This is a genomic window from Flavitalea antarctica (assembly GCF_054461535.1).
On sequence record NZ_JBTLQG010000017.1, the window covers coordinates 53438 to 75434 of the forward strand.

Below are 21997 nucleotides of genomic sequence, written 5' to 3' on the forward strand. Positions count from 1 at the left end.
GTTGATTTTTCCCCCTGTGGGAGAAGAAAATCGTAACCGCTTCAAAATTAAGGCAAAGATTCAATGGCAAAGGTCATGGATTTATTAACATCCCTGTAGAAATGTTAATTTCCAACCATTGTTGCAACGCAATTAACGTTGAAAATCAAAAATCGGCAATATATATTTGCGCCATGCAAAAAGTCGGAATTTTAGGTGGAGGTCAGCTCGGACGAATGTTATTGCAGGCAGCGGCAAATTATCCCGTAGAGACCTATCTCATGGAGAATGACCCGGGAGCGCCGGCTGCACATCTTTGTCACCATTTCGTACAGGGGGATATCAAAAATTTTGAAGACGTTTATGCTTTTGGTAAGAAGGTTGATGCCCTTACCATTGAAATAGAATCAGTCAACATCGACGCCCTCGAAAAGTTGGAAGCAGAAGGGGTCAGGATATTTCCGAAACCCGCGGCACTGAGGATCATCACAAACAAAATTGTTCAGAAAGAATTCTATCGCGATAACCAGATTCCCACTGCGGCTTTTGCAGTAACCCAGAACAAGGACGAAATCCGTCATCACCAGCATCTTTTTCCCGCGGTTCATAAAGTTGGACAAGGTGGTTATGACGGCCGCGGCGTACAGGTGATCCGCACCAACAGCGAAGCCGACCTTGGATTTGATCAACCCGGCGTGCTCGAGAAGATGGTGAACATTCAGCAGGAGATCGCCCAGATAATTGCCATCAATGAGAAGGGCCAGACTGCATTGTATCCCGCCGTTGATATGGTTTTCAATCAAAGACTAAACCTCCTGGATTACCAGATAAGTCCCGCAGATATTCCAAAACAAACTCTATGGAGAATCGAGGCAATCGCCCTGGCGGTGGTTAAGGGCCTGAATAGTCCCGGCATCTTTGCCGTGGAATTATTTATTGATAAGTCTGGCGATGTGTTTGTCAATGAAACTGCACCAAGGGTACATAATAGCGGGCATCATACGATTGAAGCAAATTACAGCTCGCAGTTCGACATGTTATGGCGGGTTATCCTCGGTTATCCACTCGGCAATACCGCACACATCCTGCCGGCGGCGATAGTGAACCTCCTTGGTGAAGAATCACACAGCGGTCCGGCCGTGTATGAAGGTTTGGATGAAGTACTTCAAATGGACAATGTATTCGTTCATATTTATGGGAAACCCGAAACCAGGCCAGGCAGAAAAATGGGCCATGTTACCATCCTGAGTCGTGAAAAACAGGAACTTATTCACAAAGCGAACAGAATTAAAACGGCATTAAAAATCAAATCCTGAAACATTTATACTGATCATGCCCGCGAGCTTTTGCAATAGTAAGCGTCATAATATATTACATTTACCGCCCGTTCAAATAGCTCCAATGTTATATAAGTCGTTTCGATGTTTTTATGTTTTTGTTTTGTCCGTAGCCCTGATATCATGTAAAGAAGAAAAATCCGAGAAACCTGCCGCAGGACCGGGGGGACCCAGGGGAAATCCAGTGATCCAGGCCCAGGGATTTATTGTTAAAGAAAGGTCTTTAAGTGAAAATATAGAGGTTCCGGGTAACCTGTTACCTTTTGAAGAAACTCAGATCCGGTCAGAGATATCCGGAAGACTCGTACAACTAAACATTCCGGAAGGAAATGCTGTTAAGAAAGGATTCCTGCTTGCTAAACTTTTCGACGGCGATTTGCAGGCACAGCTGAGAAAATTACAGGTGCAACTGGAAATTACAACGAAGACCGCCGAACGCCAGAAGGAGTTATTGACCATAAATGGTATCAGCCAACAGGAATATGATCTGAGCGAACTGGAGGTCAGCAATCTTAAAGCGGATATCGAACTGATCCGTGTAAATATCGCAAAAACAGAAATCCGCGCACCTTATGATGGAAGAATTGGTCTGAAGAATATAAGCCTCGGAGCATATATCACACCTGCTGACATTATCACCAGCATACGCCAGGTAAAGGAATTGAAACTTGAATTTACTATTCCTGAAAAGTATTCGGACAATATGCAGAAAGGCCAGGTGGTTTATTTTACTGTTTCAGGTGCAAGCGGTAAATTCTCATCAACGGTAATTGCCACTGAGACCAGCATTGAAGCAACGACGCGGACTTTGAGGGTGAGAGCATTGGTCAAAGGAAACAATCCCGGACTGGTACCTGGTAACTTTGCGAAAATATCTTTGCAGATGGGTAAAAATGATCGCGCGCTGATTGTACCCACACAGGCCATTATTCCACAGGCAAGAAATAAAAACGCCGTGCTCTTCAACGGCGGTACCGCTAAATTCGTACCGGTTGTCACCGGGATCCGCGACTCTAGTTATGTGCAGATAGTCGAAGGGTTACAGGCAGGAGATACAGTCATTACCACAGGTTTACTTGCCATCAGACCAAATAGCAAAATCACGTTAACCAAAGTTCAATAACCGATCATGAATATATCTGAACTGAGTTTGAGGCGGCCCGTGCTCGCCACCGTGTTGAACATTGCCATTGTGTTGTTCGGTATCATCGGTTTCACATTCCTCGGGGTGCGGGATTACCCCGCTATTGATCCTCCGAATGTGAATGTGAGGACATCTTATGCCGGCGCAAACGCTGATATTATTGAATCACAGATAACGGAACCCCTGGAAAAAGCAATCAATGGTATTGCCGGTATTAAGAACATCACGTCATCCAGCAGCCAGGGCAACAGTAATATCAATGTCGAATTTGATCTTAGCATCGACCTTGAAGCAGCTGCAAATGATGTGCGGGATAAAGTATCTCAAGCTGTAAGAAGCTTACCTGATGACCTGGATGCCCCGCCGGTCATTTCTAAAGCGGATGCCAGCTCCGATGCCATTATTTCAATGACTGTACAGAGCAACACCCGCAACCAATTGCAGATCACCGAATATGCTAATAATGTTTTGGTAGAAAGATTGCAAACTATCCCCGGTGTAAGTAGCATCCAGATCTGGGGGGAAAAACGGTACGCAATGCGTATCTGGTTCGATCCATCCCGGCTCAGCGCATACCAGTTAACGATGAACGATGTTGCAGACGCATTGCAGCGCGAAAACGTAGAGCTTCCTTCCGGTAAAATAGCCGGAAACGCCACTGAACTCACTGTCCGCACATTTGGAAGACTGAGCACTGAGGAGGAATTTGCAGAGATAATAATCAAAACCCTGAATGGCAGTGACATCAGGTTGAAGAATATTGCGAGCGTGGTCCTGGGTCCTGAGAATGAAGAAACGATGCTTAAGGAAAGCCAGATACCTATGATAGGTATGGCGCTGGTACCTCAACCCGGTTCAAACTACGTTGCCATCTCGGACGAGTTTTACCGCCGTCTCGAGCAATTGAAAAAAGATATTCCGGAAGATATAAAGCTCAACATTGCGCTTGACCAGACCAAATTTATCAAGCGCGCCATATCCGAAGTTGAAGAAACGCTCCTGATTTCGATCATATTGGTGGTACTGATCATCTACCTGTTCTTTCGCGACTGGCTCATTGCCGTGAGGCCTTTGATCGATATCCCGGTCGCACTTGTGGGGGCCTTCTTTATTATGTATATAAGCGGATTCACCATTAATGTGCTTTCCCTGCTCGGTATTGTACTGGCAACCGGCCTGGTGGTGGATGATGGTATCGTTGTGACAGAAAACATCTACAAAAAGATGGAAGAGGGAATGAATAAATGGGAAGCGGCGCGGGAGGGCTCTAAAGAGATCTATTTTGCGGTCATTGCAACCTCGATTACCCTGGCAGTAATATTTCTCCCGATCATTTTCCTGGAAGGCTTCGTGGGACGTCTGTTCCGCGAATTTGGCATAGTGGTGGCGGGCGCTGTATTGATCTCAGCCTTCGTTTCATTAACCCTCACCCCTGTCCTGAACGTTAAACTTACAGGTAAAACACACAAACATGGCTGGTTTTATCGCGTTACTGAACCATTCTTTAAAGGGATGGAAAATGGCTACCATAATTCATTGAAGGTATTTATGAAAGGAAGATGGGTGGCAATCGTGATAGTGCTCGGCTGTTTTGGAATTATCTATTTTATCGGCAAAGACATCCCTTCAGAACTTGCCCCGATGGAAGACCGGAGCCAGTTCAGGCTGCAGGTTACTGCTCCGGAGGGCACCTCTTTCGATTATATGGATGCCTATGTCGATAAATTATCGCAATTGATGATCGATTCGATCGAAGGCCGTCGCACAGTTCTCTCGCTGACCGCCCCGGGTTTTGGTGGTGGTTCAGTAAATACGGGAATGGTGCGTGTTAGCCTGGTCGATCCAAAGGACCGCGACAAATCCCAACAGGAACTGGTCGACATGATCAACAGGAATCTGCCAAAATTCCAGGAAGGCAGGGCCTTTGCTATACAGGAACAAACAATATCTGTAAACCGTCGCGGTGGGTTGCCCGTGGCCTTCGTGATCCAGAATAACAATTTTGATAAGATCAGGGAAGTGATTCCAAAATTCCTGGAAGAGGCAAATAAAAGCCCGGTTTTCCAGGGTGTTGATGTTGATCTTAAATTCAACAAACCTGAGCTGAATATCGTTATCGACAGGTTGAAGGCCAGTGAGCTTGGTGTAAGTGTTGGTGATGTTTCGCAAACGCTGCAGCTTGCTCTGAGCAATCGTAGACTTGGATATTTTATTAAGGATGGTAAACAATACCAGGTGATGGGCCAGGTTGCCAGGAGCGAAAGGGATGATCCCACCGATCTCAAAAACATTTATGTCCGTAACAACCGTGGTGAGATCATTTCCATGGATAACCTGGTTAGCATTACTGAGCAAACTACCCCTCCTACCCTTTACCATTTCAACCGGTATAAATCTGCAACAGTTTCTGCGGGGCTTGCGCCGGGGAAAACACTGGGTGATGGTATCGCCGAAATGCAGGCCATCGCTTCAAGATTGATGGATGAATCATTTGCAACCTCACTTTCCGGCGCTTCGCGTGACTATGCAGAAAGTTCCGGTAATACTGCATTTGCCTTCATCCTGGCTATCGGCCTGATCTTTCTTGTACTTGCAGCACAGTTTGAAAGTTTTATCGACCCGTTTGTGATCATGTTAACCGTGCCGCTGGCAATAGCAGGCGCCGTTTTATCGCTCTGGATATTCGGACAGACGCTCAATATATTTTCACAGATCGGCATGATCATGTTGATTGGACTGGTTACAAAAAACGGTATCCTTATCGTCGAATTTGCAAATCAGAAAAGGGCGGCAGGACTCAACAAAACCGAAGCAGTTATTGTCGCAGCCACAGCGCGTATGCGACCTATCCTCATGACCAGCCTTGCAATGGCATTGGGAGCTTTGCCGATTGCGCTTTCTCTTGGTGCCGCGGCTACCAGCCGTATACCCCTGGGAATTGTTATTGTAGGTGGTATAATGTTTTCACTGATACTTACTCTCTATGTAATCCCGGCAATGTACTCTTTCCTTTCGCGCAAAAAACAAAAGAACGAACTGGAATTAATGGATGAAGCCGCCGCTCGCCGGGCTTAAATAATATGAATATGCGAAGATTGTTAATGCTGTTTTGTTTACTTATTTTTTCCGGGCTTATTTATGCGCAGGAACAACTTACACTTGAAGAGGCTATAGCCATAGCACTGAAAAACAACTTTGATATCCAGCTCGTGAGGACCGACTCTTCAGTTTATGGTACCGATAATGAACTTGCCTGGGGTGCCTTTCTCCCAACGTTAAATGCAAATGTTAATAAAGTCTGGAACCAGAATAATCAAAGACAACAGCTTGCTGACGGCAGCAAACGGGAGCTGGATAATGCCAAGTCAAGCAACCTGACATCGTCACTTGGACTTAGTTGGGTACTTTTTGATGGTCTGAGGATGTTCGCCACCAGGAAAAAGATTGAAGAACTTGTTCAACTGGGAAGTTATAATGTAAAAAACCAAATTGGTAACACTGTTTCAGCGGTAATAAACAACTACTATAACGTTGTTCAGTCAAAACAACAGCTCAAAGCAGTTGAAGAACAGATGACAATCAGTGAAGAGAGGGTTAAGCTTGCGGACAAAAAACTTTCAGTTGGATTGGGTAGTAAACCTGAGTTGTTACAGGCAAAGGTGGATCTGAATGCATATAAGGCCGCGCAGCTGCAGCAACGTACGTTGATTGTGCAGCTCACCGAAAGCCTGAACCAGGTTATGGGTCAGCCAATAAAGTCGACCAATTATGTCGTTTCAGACAGTATTCCGCTGAATCTGGACCTTCAATATGGGGCATTAAGCGAAAACCTCGTAGAAACAAACCCGTTTTTGCTTGCTTTGAGGAAAAATATTGATGTCGCTAATCTTACGGTTAAAGAACGAAAAGGCGAACGCTGGCCGGTGATAACGTTCAACAGCGCTTATAACTATTCCCGGCTCAACAATAAGGCGGTTGTAAATCCATTCACCCCTCTTTTTAGCCAGAATAACGGTTTCAACTACGGGTTTGGAGCCTCAATTCCCATACTAAATAATTTTATAGTTAAACGTAATCTCAGAATAGCACAGATTGATGTCCGTTATCAGCAACTGTCGTACGATAATCAAAAAAGTTTAATCGACGTGGATCTGAGCAATACGTTCAAGGATTACGAATATCAAAAGCAGGCACTGGCGCTGGAGGAAGAAAATATCAACCTGGCCCGCGAAAACGTAAACATAGCCTTTGCCAGGTTCAGGCAGGGTGTTGCCAGTTATATAGAATTGCGGGAAGCCCAGATAAGCCTTGCCACGGCAGCCAACAGGTTAATTGCCGCGCGATATAACACTAAACTCGCAGAAACTGAACTACTCCGGTTGAAAGGGGACCTGGTCAGATAGATTGATAACACAGCATTTGTTTTTTTTGTCCTTTCTTTGCATTCCTAATATTTGGGAATGAATATTCTGGTTGGAATAATAATGGGCAGCGACAGTGACCTTCCGGTAATGCAGCCGGCGGCGGAAATTCTGAAAGAATTCGGGATAGCTTATGAACTGACTGTCGTATCGGCGCACCGCACCCCGTCACGGTTATTCGACTATGCCAATGGAGCCAGGGAACGGGGTCTGAAGGTTATCATAGCTGGAGCAGGCGGCGCCGCTCATTTACCAGGAATGGTTGCTTCTATTACGTCACTACCGGTGATAGGTGTCCCGGTCAGATCATCCAATTCAATCGATGGCTGGGATTCAATTCTTTCGATACTTCAAATGCCAAATGGTATTCCTGTGGCAACAGTTGCGCTGAATGGCGCTAAAAATGCGGGCATCCTTGCCGCAACAATTATTGGCGCTTTCAATGCAGAGACAGGTGATAAGATCAAAGCATATAAAAAACAACTGGAAAACGAAGTGCTCAATAAGGCGGCTACGCTGAAAGCAAATGGCTGGAGCAACGAATTCGATTGATAAATAATTTTGTAACTTTTAGGTTAAGGATAAGGGCAATAGCAAAGTCATGAAAATTAAACTTCTGGATCATAAACATATTCCTGGCTTCAACAGTGGCTCCGGATTTCAGTTCCACGCAGAAAACCTCTACCTCACGGATATGGGATCGAACGAAATATTGGTGTTGTCCCAGAAGTGGAAAGAGGTTGACAGGATACCTTTGTTTGAATCAAACGGCATTAACAATAATAATGAACACAAAGATCTCGAAGCCGCAACCATTGTTGAAATAAACAGTATCCCAAGACTACTTGCATTGGGTACAGATACAAATGAAGCCAAACATAACAAGGCTGTATTATTGAACCTTGATGACCGTACCCGCGAAGATTTTACCATCGATGAGTTTGATGAAAGATTAAAAGTGTTTGGGCTGGATCAGCTTAACATAAGAACGGCTGCCATTATTCTTGGTAAACTTGTTCTTGGCAATCGTGGAAATGCTGGTACTACAGACAATAACTTCGTTGTTACTGATATAGACCTGTGGAAAAAACAGGATACAGAAGAAATAAGTTTACTCCCGGTTAAATATCCTGAATCCACCCCAGAAGGAATCCTGCTGTCAGGTATGAGTTATTCCCCGGAAAATGACTGGTTGATCCTGACCTTCATCTCCGAAACCGGGTCTTCAGGTAACGGCGAATCATCGTCGCCTACTTCATACCTTGGCCTGGTTGAAAATGCATCCAGGAAGGTTGCCCGCAAGCAGGTTAAGATCAATGAAATCGTGGACCTTGCTGAAATAAGTAAACACCTGGTGGGACAAGAGATAAAGGCAACCTGTATCCAGGCGGATAAAGGAGGCAAAGTCAAATTGTACATGATCGCCGATCACCACGAAGGTGGAACGCAAATTTTTAAGATCAGGATCAAGCACTAGGCTATACCACTTCGTCCTGCCTTGCTCAACCCTTTTCTTCGAGAATTACAAATTGTTGCTCCAGGGAAAGTGAATGATTATAGATTGTCTCAAGAAACGCTTTTCCATGCTTCGAATACCAGGGAATGAAATTATCTATTCTTTCCTGCAAACCATTAAGGGGGAACAAAGCTGATTTAACCTGCGTTACCTGCCTGTTCTGTGCTTCAAATCTTCTCTTCTCAGCTTTGAGTAACTTTTTCTCAAGCGTTTCAATGGCTTTGATGGCACGCGCTTCAAGTGCTGCTACATGTTTCACCAGGGTCTGATCGATGCTCTCTGAAACTTTTTTTAGTTTCAGATAATCCGAACGGAATGCTGAGATATCGTTTGAGAGGTCAAGCTGTTTATCCGTATTTTTTTTCACCAGCTTGTTGATAAGCAACTCTGCCGGTTGAAAAATCTCCGTTGTTGAAATTCCCAGATGCTTAAGTTTTTCTGCCCATTTCTTTTCAACGATCAAAAAAGAATTGCGTAACACAAGCATTGGAAAAGGTGTTTGATAATGATCAAACAAGTCTTTCAACTCAAGCCAATAGGCTGTTTCACCACCCCCACCAATAAATGCGATGTTAGGCAGAATAGTTTCCTGGAAAAGACCGCGTAAAATTACATTAGGACTAAACCTTTCCGGGTGATCATTCAGTTCTTTGCGCAGTTGTTCTTCCGTAAATCGCAGGTCAGTATGCCTTACTTCGAACACAGACCCATTGAAAGAGATAAGTTCGCGTATATCATCTTTCAGGTAAAACAAATTGATCGACCTTGGATTTGCCTGAACCTTATAATGCTCACCAAGTTTTCTGGCCGTTTTCTCAACGATGATCGAAGGCGTCTGATTAAACAGATCATCTTCAAACACCGGTAACATGGCACGTTTCAGGTCTGCATTATCTGGAACCAGGATGATCAGCCCATAGTCTTTGAAAAGAATATTCAATAGCCGGAATGTGGCTGTTTGTATATCGGGACTGCTGAGATAAGTATCCCTGAATAACTTAATTAATTCACCGCCATACTCGTGAATACTTATCTGTCCTTCAAGAGCAGTAATGATCTCAGATAACCCTGTGGTTTTCATCCGGCCCACTGCTCCTTTTTGTTTTGTTTGCCAGATGATCTTCTCACCATCCATGTATATTTTTCCGAGCTCTTCAAGGTCTGCATCTTCACTGCCCATATAAAATACAGGTACAAAATGTTTGCCCGGGAATTTAAGCTCACATTCCTTTGCCAGCTTAATAACGTGCAGAATTTTATAGATAAAATACAGGGTACCTGTGAAGATTACCGGTTGATGGGCGGTGCAGATAGTGAAAGTATGTGCTGAATTGAGTGATTTTATGTTATCCAATACCAAACCGGAGGTTTCTATATGCTGGTATTGTTTTGTTAGTGCCTGGACCAATAATGACCTGTCAGTGGCAAAATGCTCCCTCGCCTTTATCGAGGCAGCCATCCCTTCCATATTCACCCTGTGTTTGTAAAAGCCTGACAGGTTTGCGGACCCTTCAATGTAGTCAACTATAATTTTCGAGAAATATCCACTTGCCCCGTATGAAATCTGAGTAGAGTTACAATCCATATTAGCTGATAAAAATAAGGACTCCGGTAAACCGAAATCCGTCCCGATGCCATTTTTAACGGAATCTTCCGATTTCAACATGGTTATGAGCGTTATTTAAGCTGGTAGGCCACAACACTGTTTCGCCAGAATGTTGGAACATATACAATTTTCTTCTGTGGATCATAACCAATATCAGCAGTGTTACTTTTCGCTTCCCTTGTATCTAATAAGACCTGTTTGCTACCATCCGGTTTTACATAATATACAACACCCGCCCAGCATGACACAATGTATTCATCATTCTGAACATGTTCGATACCATCTGTTCCGCCTTCCATTCCATCTGCAATTAATTTCAGGGATTTATCAGCTCCGATCTTATAAAGTCCGCCGTTATCTACAATCAGGAGATTGTTGTTGTTTGCAAGCACACCGTTGGGCCCCTTAAGTGGATCGATATAAAGCGCGGCCTTGCCGTTCTCAACCCGGAAAAGTTTTTTTCCTTTTGAATCAGTCACGTAAATCACACCCTTGCTATCGATGGATACATCATTGAGGCCGGTAGCACCTTCAACCTGGAGCCTATTTACGATCTGCCCTTTACTGATGTCGATGGAGACCAATTCCTGGAGATCGGCAACATACAGTGTTCCGTTATGTATCGCCATGCCCTTAGGTGAATGAAGGCCCTTAACCCACTCCACCTGGATCACTTTCCCGTCCAAACCCAGTTTACCAACTGAACCTTTGTCATCCTTACCCCATGGATCGGTGCCATCTATATTCGTTACATAAAGCACCTGGTTTTTCTGATCATACAACACTGATTCCGGAACCTTGAAAACAGAATCCGTTTGCCAAAGCTTAACTAACTGGTGATTTTGGGCGTTTACCTGTAGAGCAAAGATCAGCGCAAGGCTGAGAAGCAGAGAAAGACTTTTCATAACAAACATGTTGAGCTTTAAAGTTATTCAATTCATCCGTTGATTTATATTTTTTTATCTGTCGGGGCACGCCGGTCAAAGATTCCGGCTATAAACTATTTGTAGCGTTCAACATCGAAGGCCACAATGTCCATGCTGGTGTTTTTATACCCGACAATTTCCTCGACCAGCTTACCGGTAGCAGCAGCAAGGGACAGACCCAGCATCGCATGACCACCGGCAATAGTAAGATTGCCAAATTTCGTGTGTCTGCCTATATATGGTAACCCATCCGGGGTAAGTGGTCTTAGACCGCTCCAGATCCTGTCAGGTGAAGGGAACTGTACATCCAGGTTCGGATAGTAACTTTTTGCGGCTCTGAAAATACTTTGAACACGTTTAAGCATAACATTTTTGTTGATGCCACTTATCTCCATAGTTCCTCCCATCCTGAGATCTCCACCCATGGGTGTCATAGCAACCCTGTCATCTACCAGTATGGCCGGATAATTCAGATTGCGGGCGACGTTCTCATAAGTAATACTATATCCTTTACCCGCCTGGAGCAAAAGATGGACTCCCAGTTTTTTAGCAATCAGTGGTAGCCAGGATCCAGCAGCAAGCACCAGTTCACCAGTCTCCACCTTGCCTTTGTCCGTGATTACAGCGGTTACCTTGTTACCTACTTTTTCAAAGCCAATAACCTCTGTGTTCAGCATGATATTTACGCCATGACGGGTAAGGTGATCTTTCAGGGTCTGCATAAAATCTCCCGGATGCAGATGGCAATCTATGGGATATAAAACCCCGCCTTTTACGTTCACTTCAAGCGATGGTTCCAAAGCCTGTACTTCAGCGGCGGACAGCATTTTTGTTTCAATGCCGAACCTTGCAGCCTCGTGAGTCAGTTCGATTTCGTGTTTTTCGGTGAGGGCTGACTTGTATAACATCAGGCAACCTTTTTCTTCCATCCTGAAATGATTGCCAAGATCATTTTTTATCTGGCTGGTCAATTCGCGGCTGAGCAGTAAAATTTTTGCGAGATGTGGGGTGTTTCTTGCTACCGTACTATGATTTGCGCTTTTATAAAACCTTAGGCCCCATCTCACCAGGTCGAGATCGAGCCTTGGTTTGATATAAAACGGGCTTGATGAACTCATCATCCAGCTCAATCCCTTTGCAACTATGCCCGGAGATGCGAGTGGAACTATATGGCTAGGTGAGATATAGCCTGCATTTCCAAAAGAGGTACCGTTGGTCAGACTACCTTTTTCAATTACGGTGATCCGGTATCCTTCTTTCTGAAGATAATACGCACAGCAAAGCCCTATTACTCCACCACCAATTATTGTTACCTGACTTCGCATATATATTACTTACCCCATTTTATTGCAAGCAATTTGATAAAATAACCTCCGACGACGCTCCTCGCCTGGAACCCAACCTGGTTACCGTTGATGGTCTCATGCCAGTCGCTGATCGGTACACGGGATCTGGTTTCCGAGGCATATTTATACACGGGTTTAACCAGCGCCGTGAAGTCGGCGCTGTCACTGGCAAGTGTGGCCGTCCATAAAATCCAGTCAGATTTGGTGTATGTCCGCCGGCTGTCTAACGGCAATCCATAAGCGTTCTGGTGACTAAGATAAAACTTTATCTCTTTCTGGTAAACTTCTGCCGGAAACAGGTTCAATCCTAAAAGTTTATCCCAGACAAGATTATATTTCTGGCTCCAGGTTCCTTTTTTGTCAAAAGCGAGCGTATAATGATCGCCGTCATCAGCCATCTGCATCCATCTTTTAGCATAATCAACAGCTATGGCTCGATACCTGGCGGCAGAATCAGTCAGGCCGGCTTTCTCGGCCATCATCGCGTATGAGCCAATGCCAACAATCGCTTTCATGGAGAGGTTTACGTTACGGGCAAGATGACCGGCAAAATCATCGGTACATAACTGATTTGCGGGATCAAGTCCATCTTTTACGAGAAAGTCAACCCATTGTGTTAAGGTCTGCCAGTGCTTTTTTGCATAATCAATATTGCCCGAAGCCCGGGTTATCGCTGCAGTTAATATGATCATATTGCCCGCCTCTTCCACCGGCATATCCTCGGGATATGTCTGACCGTTGGCAATCGGGTAGGTTCCCAGGTCATGAGCCGGAAAGGGCTTGGTCCATTTACCACTCTCGGAGTAATAAAAAATTCCGTTCAACATGCCTTTCAGCAATTCAGGATTATAAAGCAGGTACTGAGGTGCAGACGGATAGGTGACATCAACGGTGTTTATCGATCCATTACTAAAATTCTCTTTCGATAAGAATAAGATATCTCCGTCAGGACTTCTTACCAGCTTGTGAGCTGCGATGGATTGCCTGTATGCCATAACGAGGAGTTTGGCGTATTCATCGCCACCGGCCTGTTGAGCCTGGGCGAACATTTGCTTGTCGAAACGGTCGCAAAGACCAACAATGGTATCGTGATGATTAGCGGCATCGAGCATCATCCTTTCAAATGTGACGGTGCGGTCCCTTGCCCACCACGGACGCAGGTTCTGTCCAAAAAACTGGACCGACAAGCGGTCATTATAAGCGAGTATCAATTGTTTTGAAACCGGAGAACTGCCAAGACCTGGAATTTGCCAGTAATTCCCGGCCATAATATTGTACCCTTCACCAACGTTCTTTGAAGTTCCACCACGCCCGGTAAGTACAAAATTGTCTATCGATTCATCAACCCCCGCACTTTGCTGTTGTATGGCCTGATCTTCCGGAACAGTCATATACAGATACCCCCAGTCAATACGCAGGTTGTCACCCTTTTTTTGAAGAACGGGTTGTTCAACGGTTCCGATTTTGAGAATCTGCCTGCTATTGAGTTTGTACTGATCTATATGGATTTTTTGGCGGGGTGTGTTTGCAGCGATAGTGGATGAAGCACCTAAATATACCTGCACATCGTGCGTTTTTCCGTCGTTTGAACTTACAGTGTAGTCTATATACGAAACCGGCCGGCCGACCAGTTCCAGCGAATCCAGTAATAAGGGTGAGATGAATGAAAGGGCAAGGTTCACTCCCCCGCATACAAAGTTATAGCGCGTAGCCGTGGCCGTTACTACCACAGATTGCTGCACAGCCTGTGTAATAGTTTTTAAAAGTTTTCGTTTTGAGAATCCCGCATCAAGCAAGGCATCTCCGCCCGTGTTCACACAATGAAGTGCGAGCAGGTTTGATCCTTTTACCAACTTTGACTTTATGCTGTCTGCCAGGTCTATCTCGTCAAATGAACTGTTTACGCAAGGACCGCAATTATAAACCAGCGCTCCATTGAGGTACACTTCTACATCATCATCATTTTTGAGCCGCAGAATCAGCTTTTCGATGTCCAGGTCTTCAACCAAAAAATCCCGTCTTACCCAGATTTCTTTTGAGTTCCATTTTGTTCCTCCTTTAACCGGTTTATCGGAAAATGGTCCCCTTCCCTTTTTCCAGGCTGTTGGTTTGAAAGAACGGTCGGCCCAGTTGCCCGAAGGCCTGGCTTCCGTATAATAACAATCAAAAGGTTTGTCTTCACCTGCCGGAACAAGAACCTTAGCCTCGTACCTGGGATCTCCAAGAAAGTTATATGTTTTGCCATCGACCCTTATCAGTCCGGATAAAGCGTGTTCTGTTCCCGTCCAGTGTTTCGTGGGCGTCTTATTGAGTGAGTCACTGAACGACCATATACTGAAATACGGATCATGAGTAATAAGAGGGTAAGCAGGGGCTTTTGTTACCTGTGCGGATAAAACTGCGGGTAACAAAAAAATACAAATCGCTGTGAGTAGTTTCATCGTGGCTTATTCTGCGCCGAATTTATAAATGGTTGTTTGCTTATAGGTTTGTCCGGGTTCCAGTATAGTTGAAGGAAAGGAAGGTTGATTGGGTGAGTCAGGATAATGCTGTGCTTCAAGGCAAAGACCTGCATGTTTGTTGTATTTCATTCCATTTTTTCCCTCCTGCCCTTTCAGGAAGTTTCCTGAATAAAACTGTACAGCTGGCTCCGTGGTCCACAATTCCATTGTTCTTCCACTGGATGGGTCAACGAGTTTGCCAACCAATTCCAGTGCTGCACTGTCTTTATCAAAGATCCAGTTATGATCAAAGCCACCTTCTACTTTCGCGATATCCTGTCCAATTGGTTTTGGTTGTCTGAAATCCATAGGGGTACCCGACACGTTGTCGATTTTCCCGGTTGGGATAAGCGTCTTATCTACCGGGGTGAACCTGCTGGCTTTCAGTTGCAATACATGATCGAGGATGTCGGATTTCTTACCCGCAGAAAGATTGAAATAACTGTGATTCGTAAGATTAACCGGAGTTGCTTTGTCTGTAGTAGCCGTGTAATTTATCTCAAGTGCATTGTCATCTCTTAATTTGTACCGCACCTCTACATTCATGTTGCCGGGATAACCTTCCTCGCCGTCTTTACTCGCATACTTTAGCGTAAGGGAACTGTCTGCAAGCGATGTAGTAGCGTTCCACACTGCTTTATCAAATCCTTTGAGCCCGCCGTGCAGGCTATTACCATTATTGTTTTTAGCAAGCGTGTATGTTTCACCGTTAAGTACAAACTGCCCTTTGGCAATACGGTTGGCATATCTTCCGGCTATCACTCCGAAAAAAGAGTTGGAAGGATCCATGTAACCGGCCAGCGAGTCAAAACCTAATACCACATCGCCCATTTCCTTATTTCGGTCGGGAACCATGATGCCGGTTACGGTTGCGCCAAGGCTGATGATCTTCACTGCCATTCCGTTTTTGTTCGTCAGTGTATACTGGACGATCTCAATTCCGTCTTTCTGCCCGATGATGGTGTTTTCAATGATTTGATTAGATGCTACCACTGTGTCGTTATTTTTTTGATTATCGTTTTTTCCGGATTGATCGTTGCAGGAATGAAAGGGGTTGAAAAATACTGCCGTCAGCAGGCACAGGTTTGATAAAAATACAGTTACAGTTCTTTTCATATCAGCCATTAAAGTTGTTCTTTGGTGAATACATTGTTAACGGTCCGCCATATTTTCAGTGGATTGCTGTTTTGCAGTTCTTCCGGCAGCAATGAGTCGGTCCAGTTTTGAAAGGCTACGGGTCGCGCGAATCTTTTTATACCGTCTGCTCCGACCGAGGTGAACCTGGAATCTGTTGTGGCAGGATATGGCCCGCCGTGTTGCATGCTTAAACAGACTTCAACTCCGGTGGGAACATTATTCAATATGAATCTTCCGCAGATGTTTTTGACCGCTTCAACAAAGTCCTCGTTTGACCTTACATCATTTTCGGTAGCCATCAGCGTTGCTGTCAGCTGTCCTTCAAGTTTATTAACGATTTCAAGCATTTCCGCAGCATCGGCACAACGGATCACCAGTGAGTAAGGGCCAAAAACTTCCTGGTGCAGTACCGGGTTATTCAAAAACGCTTTGCCGGTTGCGGAAGCAATGGTTGGCACGCCCTGGTTTTCCTGTGCAGCCGTTTCAGATTCAGCAATTGTGGTGACTTCCTGTTGTGAAAGTGCTTTCTCACGGTTCTGAACATACGCTTTCGCTATTCCCGGATGGAGCATATAACCCGGGGCAACTTGCCTTATCTCTGCTCCCAGTGCCTGGACAAAGTTTTCAAGGTGCGTTCCGTCTATACCGACAACAAGACCCGGATTTGTACAAAACTGGCCGACACCAAGCGTTATTGAAGCCGCATAAAGTTTGGCCAGTTCTCCCGGGGATTCCTTTAATTTCTCAGGCATCAGGAATACCGGGTTGATACTACCCATTTCTGCAAATACCGGGATAGGATCGGGCCTTTGATTGGCCCAGTCAAAAAGTGCCCGGCCACCGGCAGTGGAACCGGTAAAACCAACGGCCCTGGTATACTTGTGTGTTACAAGCGTTTTTCCGGTTGCAAACGAACTGCCATGAACATGATGAAATATTCCGTCAGGCATAGCGGTCTTTTCGGCGGCCCTCAATATAGCGTTGGCTACTATCTCACTTGTTTTGCTGTGCGCCGGATGAGCTTTCACTATCACGGGGCAGCCTGCTGCAAAAGCGCAAGCAGTATCACCACCCGCAGTTGAATAAGCAAAAGGAAAATTGCTGGCACCAAATACAACCACCGGCCCAATGGGCACAAGCATTTTGCGGATATCTGGTTTGGGAGGATTTCTTGAAGGATCTGCAGTGTCTATCCTTGCTTCCAGCCAACTACCTTCTTCGCAGGCTGTTGCATAATTATTGAGTTGATTGATTGTACGTCCCCTTTCGTTCCTGACCCTGGCCTCGGGCAGATGGGTCTCTTCCATTGCTGTGTGTAACAACTCATCACCGCAGTTCTCCAGTTCAATGGCAATGGCGCGCATGAAGCCTGCACGGTCCTTCAAAGACAATTTCCGGTATTCATGGAAAGCCTTCCAGGCGCTCTCCAACATTTGCCCGATCTCCTCTTGTGTATTTTCCTGAAACATGCTGTAAAATTTTAATCTGGTTATTGATGATCTTATGAATAAATAGTCGCCTGGTAAACTTAAGTGGAATAGTACCCTTGGTTTACTTAGGTGGACCAGTCGCTTAATTTAATTGGGCGAAGCAGTAGCCTGGTTCACCTGAATGAAAAAGTCACTTAGTTCACCGTAGCGGGTGAATTGATCCCGGCGTTAATTGATTTATAGTCTGGCAGTGATGGCCTGGTTGCGATTCCGTGTTCAATGATCTTTAGTATACGCTCCCTTTCTTCACCAATCAACGCCAGCCTCGGACTTCTTACAAACTCTGATCCGATACCTGCTTTTGCCTCTGCCAGTTTAATATATTGAACAAGTTTAGGATGCAGATCTAATTCGAGCAGTGGCATGAACCAGCGATAGATATCTATCGCCTCGGCTAATCGTCCGGCTTTAACCAACCGGTATACTGCCACCGTTTCGGCAGGGAAAGCACAGACAAGACCTGCTACCCAACCATTGGCTCCAAGCATCAACTCTTCAAGGGCGATGGTATCGACACCACAAAGTATACTCAACCTGTCACCGAAACGGTTGATCAGCTTTGTAACGTTTGACACTTCCCTTGTTGATTCCTTCACGGCCTGGATATTCGGCATCGCCACCAGGTCTTCAAACATATCCCCCGTAATTTCGGTTTTATAGTCGATAGGATTATTGTAGATCATGATTGGCAATGAAGTTGACCTGGCGATAGCTTTAAAGTATTCAACTGTTTCACGATGATCACTTTTATAACGCATCGGGGGTAGCAACATGAGTCCTTCGGCACCCCATGCTTCCGCAAGTCTGGCCTGTTCGATGGCAACGCTGGTAGACCCCTCTGCTATATTTAGTATGGTGGGAATCCTGCCGTTAATGGTCCCGACTGCAAACTTAACAAGCTGCTCTTTTTCCGGGTTCGTCAATACACTCGCTTCCCCAAGGGTACCGCCAAGAATTATTCCATGAATACCGGCTTTTAACTGGGCATCAAGGTTCTTTTCAAACATCGCGAGATCCAGTTCATCGTCTGCGGTGAACTTGGTAGTTAGTGCCGGGAATATACCTTTCCAGTTAATAGCCATAGAAATTTATTTTTACAAATGTAATGGTTGCTATACAGAAATAACGGCAGCAATCGGACCCCCGATTGCGGGGCCTGAATTTAAGCAAAAAACCCCGCAGACGCGGGGTTCTTGAAAAGAAGCTTTGAATCTTAGTCTTTAGAACCTGGAAGGGCGGTTAGCTTTTCCGTTATCCGGGTAGGTTTTATCATCATATCTTTTTTCGTCATTTGATCTGTCGTTCCGGTTCCTGTTGCCGTCGTAACGATCATCACCGTAGTTTCTATCGCGGTCGTTGTCATACCGGTCATTGCCATACCTGTCATTTCCGTACCTGTCGCTACCATTTCTGACGATCATGGACTTTCCCACTGACACCCTACCAAAACGACTAACGTTTACATCTACAATAAATGAGGGATCCACATAAACGGCCGAGCTATAAATCAACACGGGTTTGGATCTGCCAAAAGAACGCGGTTTTCTTTCAATCCTGAACACTTCGAGGTGGTGGCGTCCACCAGCAAGATTATTAAGAACCAGCGTTTGTTGATCAACGTTATACGAACGTCCGTTGATCCTTATCACGATATTGTTGTAATCTCCGTTGTTGATGATCATGCGGCCTGCTCTGGGAGGAGCAGCGGCAAATGAGACCATACTAATGAACAGGGCTGCGAGTGTAAAAATTCTTTTCATAACTTGTTTCCTCCAATTTGTTTTTATACATATAGGACGAAACATGAAACTATTCGTTTACAAACGAAACGTTAAGTATAAAGCGGCTGTTATACCAGCTCTCCTTCCAGGTCGTAGTCGTATGCTTTCGTGATTTTTACATTTACAAATTGACCCGGCTGCAGCTTTTGCGAGCCGGCAATGATCACTTCGTTGTCAACTTCAACGCTGTCGAATTCTGTCCGTCCAAGGTAACGGCCGGACTCTTTCTTATCAACGAGTACCTTGAAGGTCTGTCCGATCTTTTCCTGGTTCTTTTCGAGGCTGATCTCCTGCTGAACCTCCATTACCTCCTGCGCACGGGATTCTTTGATATCCTGCGGCACATTATCCTCTAATCCATAAGCACCGGTTCCTTCTTCATGGCTGTAAGTGAATATACCAACGCGGTCAAACCGGTGTTTTTGTAAAAACAGTTTCATCTCCTCGATATCCTGTTCAGTTTCTCCCGGAAAACCGGCAATGAGGGTGGTCCGCAAACAAATGCCAGGCACTTTCTCACGAATAGCATAGATAAGTTCATTCATTTCTCCCTGCGTTATCTGGCGGCGCATGGCTTTCAGCATTTCATCACTTGCGTGCTGCAAAGGCATGTCAAGATAATTGCAGATATTATCGCGTTCGCGCATTACATCGAGAATCTCCATGGGGAACTTTGAGGGATAAGCGTAATGCAATCTTATCCAAACGAGGCCTGGGATGTCAGCGAGCCTGTTGAGCAGTTCCGGCAGCATTCGCTTTTTGTAGATATCGAGGCCGTAATAGGTAAGTTCCTGGGCAATGAGCATAATTTCCTTAACCCCTGATCTCACCAGGTGCTCTGCTTCCCTTACCAGTGCCTCGATAGTCTTGCTGGTATGTTGACCACGCATCAACGGTATAGCGCAAAAAGTACAGGTGCGGTTACAACCCTCCGAGATTTTTAAGTAAGCGTAGTGAGACGGTGTTGAAAGCAGGCGCTCTCCCAACAATTCGGCTTTGTAGTCCGCTTCAAACTGCTTTAATATCATCGGCAGTTCCATGGTGCCGAAATAAGCATCAACCTCCGGGATATCCTGCTCAAGGTTATTTTTATAACGTTCACTCAGGCAGCCCGTAACATAGACCTTATCCAGTTTCCCCTTGCGTTTCAGATCAACCTGCTCAAGAATAGTATTTATTGATTCTTCTTTTGCCTTATCGATAAATCCACAGGTATTCACGACCACTATATTATGATCAAGTTTCCTGTTTTCATGAACCACGTCAATTGAATTGGCCAATAACTGACCACTCAGCACCTCGCTGTCAACCATGTTTTTGCTGCAACCCAGCGTAATGATGTTGACCTTGTCTCTCTTTAAAGTTTTTACTTTCATCTGTTCGTAATTATTTTCAATTGCCAGATGGAACGCCCTGACTCACCTCTCTACCGTCGGATGCCTTTGCGAGGCGTTTCATTCCTTCTCAATTATTTTCTATGGTCGAATGGAACGCCGTGCTCCCAAACAAAGTCTGCAAAGGTACCAATTATGTGTTTTTAGCTTCGAGGTTAAAGAGGCTGTCGACAAACTCATGTTTGTTAAAAACAAGCAGGTCCTCCATCTTTTCCCCTACCCCGATAAATTTTACCGGTATTTTGAACTGGTTAGCTATTGCCATAACGACGCCACCTTTGGCGGTGCCATCCAGTTTGGTAATCGTTAAAGCGGTCACATCAGTAGCCGCTGTAAAATGCTTCGCCTGTTCAAGCGCGTTCTGGCCGGTAGAACCATCAAGCACCAGCATGATTTCGTGCGGTGCATCCGGAATATGTTTTTGAATAACCCTTTTGATCTTACTCAGCTCTTCCATCAGGTGAGCCTTGTTATGCAATCTGCCCGCGGTATCAATGATCACGATGTCGCTTCCCCGGGATACACCACTCGAAACCGTATCAAAAGCAACAGAGGCAGGATCGGAACCCTGTGGCTGCTTTACGATCGGCACACCCACCCTCTCACTCCATATTGACAATTGTTCCACTGCAGCCGCACGGAAGGTATCAGCAGCTCCCAGCAACACCGATTTGCCTGCCTTCTTGAAGTTATAAGCGAGTTTTCCAATGGTTGTGGTTTTACCCACTCCGTTCACGCCGACCACCAGGATTACGTATGGTTTGGCCGGTAATGCAGAATCAAAGGTGTAAGCATTTTTTTGCGGAGCATCCACCAGCATGGCCACGATCTCTTCCTGCAATAAGCGGTTTAGATCGCTTGTGTTAAGGTATTTGTCCCTGGCAACCCTTTTTTCTATCCGATCTATCACTTCCACTGTTGTATCAATGCCGACATCGGCACTGACCAATGCATCTTCAAGGCTGTCCAGCACCTCCTCGTCAACGGTGCTTTTCCCCGCAACGGCTTTAGTGATTTTTGAGAAGAAATTTTCTTTCGTTTTCTGAAGGCCCTGGTCAAGGGTTTCTTTTTCTTTCTTACCGAAAATTTTGTCGAAAAATCCCATAGTTGAAATTTAATAGGCGGTGAATTTACAGGGGCAAGGATGATTTAGCCAAAATACAAAAAGCCGTTCCGCAAAGAACAGCTTTCCTATAATGATATAGTCACACATTATTTTTGAGCCAGGAAATCTTTCACCTTGTCTTTGTGAATGATTTGTTCCTTAAACGTGTAAGCACCGCTTTTAGGGCTACGTACGGCACGAATAACTTTAGTCCAGTTTTTCGCTTCTGCTGCGGCCTTGGTATCTTTTTTTATCGCTGTTTTTGCTGCTTTTGCCATGATATGAGTTTGAAACTTTTATAAAACAGTTTCCTT

At 45.1% G+C, this 21997-nt stretch carries 17 protein-coding genes; 6 read left to right on the forward strand and 11 right to left on the reverse strand.

Annotated features, from left to right (window positions below; all coding sequences use genetic code 11):
* The first annotated feature begins 173 nt into the window (after positions 1–173).
* The 6 genes from ACX0G7_RS15820 to ACX0G7_RS15845 all read left to right on the forward strand — a co-directional run bounded on the left by ACX0G7_RS15820 (position 174) and on the right by ACX0G7_RS15845 (position 8358).
* Positions 174–1295, forward strand: a complete 1122-nt coding sequence (locus ACX0G7_RS15820; protein ID WP_458924473.1) for a 5-(carboxyamino)imidazole ribonucleotide synthase — start codon at positions 174–176, stop codon at positions 1293–1295.
* 85 nt (positions 1296–1380) lie between these two features.
* Positions 1381–2439, forward strand: coding sequence for an efflux RND transporter periplasmic adaptor subunit (locus ACX0G7_RS15825; RefSeq protein ID WP_458924474.1), 1059 nt, complete (start codon positions 1381–1383; stop codon positions 2437–2439).
* A 6-nt stretch (positions 2440–2445) separates the two neighbouring features.
* Positions 2446–5535: an efflux RND transporter permease subunit gene (locus tag ACX0G7_RS15830; protein WP_458924475.1), complete on the forward strand. Its 3090-nt coding sequence runs from the start codon at positions 2446–2448 to the stop codon at positions 5533–5535.
* 11 nt (positions 5536–5546) lie between these two features.
* On the forward strand, positions 5547–6863 hold the full coding sequence (locus ACX0G7_RS15835; RefSeq protein WP_458924476.1) for a TolC family protein: 1317 nt from the start codon (positions 5547–5549) through the stop codon (positions 6861–6863).
* Between the two features lie 57 nt (positions 6864–6920).
* Positions 6921–7433: a 5-(carboxyamino)imidazole ribonucleotide mutase gene (gene purE, locus ACX0G7_RS15840; protein ID WP_458924477.1), complete on the forward strand. Its 513-nt coding sequence runs from the start codon at positions 6921–6923 to the stop codon at positions 7431–7433.
* Between the two features lie 49 nt (positions 7434–7482).
* Positions 7483–8358, forward strand: a complete 876-nt coding sequence (locus ACX0G7_RS15845) for a DUF6929 family protein (RefSeq protein WP_458924478.1) — start codon at positions 7483–7485, stop codon at positions 8356–8358.
* A 25-nt stretch (positions 8359–8383) separates the two neighbouring features.
* Here the strand turns inward: ACX0G7_RS15845 and bshC are convergent, their stop codons facing one another.
* From bshC to ACX0G7_RS15900, 11 genes are all read right to left on the reverse strand, one after another.
* Complete coding sequence (gene bshC / locus ACX0G7_RS15850; RefSeq protein ID WP_458924479.1) at positions 8384–10063, reverse strand: bacillithiol biosynthesis cysteine-adding enzyme BshC; 1680 nt, start codon at positions 10061–10063, stop codon at positions 8384–8386.
* Positions 10064–10074: 11 nt separating this feature from the next.
* Positions 10075–10908, reverse strand: coding sequence for a strictosidine synthase family protein (locus tag ACX0G7_RS15855; RefSeq protein WP_458924480.1), 834 nt, complete (start codon positions 10906–10908; stop codon positions 10075–10077).
* Between the two features lie 95 nt (positions 10909–11003).
* Complete coding sequence (locus ACX0G7_RS15860; RefSeq protein WP_458924481.1) at positions 11004–12254, reverse strand: NAD(P)/FAD-dependent oxidoreductase; 1251 nt, start codon at positions 12252–12254, stop codon at positions 11004–11006.
* A gap of 5 nt (positions 12255–12259) precedes the next feature.
* Positions 12260–14716: a glutaminase domain-containing protein gene (locus tag ACX0G7_RS15865; RefSeq protein ID WP_458924482.1), complete on the reverse strand. Its 2457-nt coding sequence runs from the start codon at positions 14714–14716 to the stop codon at positions 12260–12262.
* 6 nt (positions 14717–14722) lie between these two features.
* Positions 14723–15892 carry an aldose epimerase family protein gene (locus tag ACX0G7_RS15870; RefSeq protein WP_458924483.1) on the reverse strand — a complete coding sequence of 390 codons (1170 nt, stop codon included), beginning with the start codon at positions 15890–15892 and terminating at the stop codon, positions 14723–14725.
* An 8-nt stretch (positions 15893–15900) separates the two neighbouring features.
* Positions 15901–17382 (reverse strand): aldehyde dehydrogenase (NADP(+)), encoded by a 1482-nt coding sequence (locus ACX0G7_RS15875; RefSeq protein WP_458924484.1) that lies wholly within the window; start codon positions 17380–17382, stop codon positions 15901–15903.
* Between the two features lie 155 nt (positions 17383–17537).
* Entirely contained in the window at positions 17538–18485 is a 948-nt protein-coding gene (locus ACX0G7_RS15880) for a dihydrodipicolinate synthase family protein (RefSeq protein WP_458924485.1), read from the reverse strand.
* 138 nt (positions 18486–18623) lie between these two features.
* Positions 18624–19163, reverse strand: coding sequence for a hypothetical protein (locus ACX0G7_RS15885; protein WP_458924486.1), 540 nt, complete (start codon positions 19161–19163; stop codon positions 18624–18626).
* An 89-nt stretch (positions 19164–19252) separates the two neighbouring features.
* A complete protein-coding gene (gene rimO, locus ACX0G7_RS15890; protein ID WP_458924487.1) occupies positions 19253–20560 on the reverse strand; it encodes a 30S ribosomal protein S12 methylthiotransferase RimO in 1308 nt (435 codons plus the stop codon).
* 151 nt (positions 20561–20711) lie between these two features.
* Entirely contained in the window at positions 20712–21683 is a 972-nt protein-coding gene (gene ftsY / locus ACX0G7_RS15895) for a signal recognition particle-docking protein FtsY (RefSeq protein ID WP_458924488.1), read from the reverse strand.
* Positions 21684–21790: 107 nt separating this feature from the next.
* Complete coding sequence (locus tag ACX0G7_RS15900; protein WP_458924489.1) at positions 21791–21961, reverse strand: DUF4295 domain-containing protein; 171 nt, start codon at positions 21959–21961, stop codon at positions 21791–21793.
* Between the last annotated feature and the right edge of the window lie 36 nt (positions 21962–21997).

Excerpts from the sequence above, each read along its gene's own strand:
- purE (WP_458924477.1), top strand. The coding sequence starts at position 6,921 with ATGAATATTCTGGTTGGAATAATAATGGGCAGCGACAGTGACCTTCCG.
- ACX0G7_RS15855 (WP_458924480.1), bottom strand. The coding sequence starts at position 10,908 with ATGAAAAGTCTTTCTCTGCTTCTCAGCCTTGCGCTGATCTTTGCTCTA.
- ACX0G7_RS15830 (WP_458924475.1), top strand. The coding sequence starts at position 2,446 with ATGAATATATCTGAACTGAGTTTGAGGCGGCCCGTGCTCGCCACCGTG.
- ACX0G7_RS15870 (WP_458924483.1), bottom strand. The coding sequence starts at position 15,892 with ATGAAAAGAACTGTAACTGTATTTTTATCAAACCTGTGCCTGCTGACG.
- ACX0G7_RS15825 (WP_458924474.1), top strand. The coding sequence starts at position 1,381 with ATGTTATATAAGTCGTTTCGATGTTTTTATGTTTTTGTTTTGTCCGTA.
- ACX0G7_RS15865 (WP_458924482.1), bottom strand. The coding sequence starts at position 14,716 with ATGAAACTACTCACAGCGATTTGTATTTTTTTGTTACCCGCAGTTTTA.
- ACX0G7_RS15875 (WP_458924484.1), bottom strand. The coding sequence starts at position 17,382 with ATGTTTCAGGAAAATACACAAGAGGAGATCGGGCAAATGTTGGAGAGC.
- ACX0G7_RS15860 (WP_458924481.1), bottom strand. The coding sequence starts at position 12,254 with ATGCGAAGTCAGGTAACAATAATTGGTGGTGGAGTAATAGGGCTTTGC.
- ACX0G7_RS15845 (WP_458924478.1), top strand. The coding sequence starts at position 7,483 with ATGAAAATTAAACTTCTGGATCATAAACATATTCCTGGCTTCAACAGT.
- ftsY (WP_458924488.1), bottom strand. The coding sequence starts at position 21,683 with ATGGGATTTTTCGACAAAATTTTCGGTAAGAAAGAAAAAGAAACCCTT.
- ACX0G7_RS15900 (WP_458924489.1), bottom strand. The coding sequence starts at position 21,961 with ATGGCAAAAGCAGCAAAAACAGCGATAAAAAAAGATACCAAGGCCGCA.
- ACX0G7_RS15885 (WP_458924486.1), bottom strand. The coding sequence starts at position 19,163 with ATGAAAAGAATTTTTACACTCGCAGCCCTGTTCATTAGTATGGTCTCA.
- bshC (WP_458924479.1), bottom strand. The coding sequence starts at position 10,063 with ATGTTGAAATCGGAAGATTCCGTTAAAAATGGCATCGGGACGGATTTC.
- ACX0G7_RS15880 (WP_458924485.1), bottom strand. The coding sequence starts at position 18,485 with ATGGCTATTAACTGGAAAGGTATATTCCCGGCACTAACTACCAAGTTC.
- rimO (WP_458924487.1), bottom strand. The coding sequence starts at position 20,560 with ATGAAAGTAAAAACTTTAAAGAGAGACAAGGTCAACATCATTACGCTG.
- ACX0G7_RS15835 (WP_458924476.1), top strand. The coding sequence starts at position 5,547 with ATGCGAAGATTGTTAATGCTGTTTTGTTTACTTATTTTTTCCGGGCTT.
- ACX0G7_RS15820 (WP_458924473.1), top strand. The coding sequence starts at position 174 with ATGCAAAAAGTCGGAATTTTAGGTGGAGGTCAGCTCGGACGAATGTTA.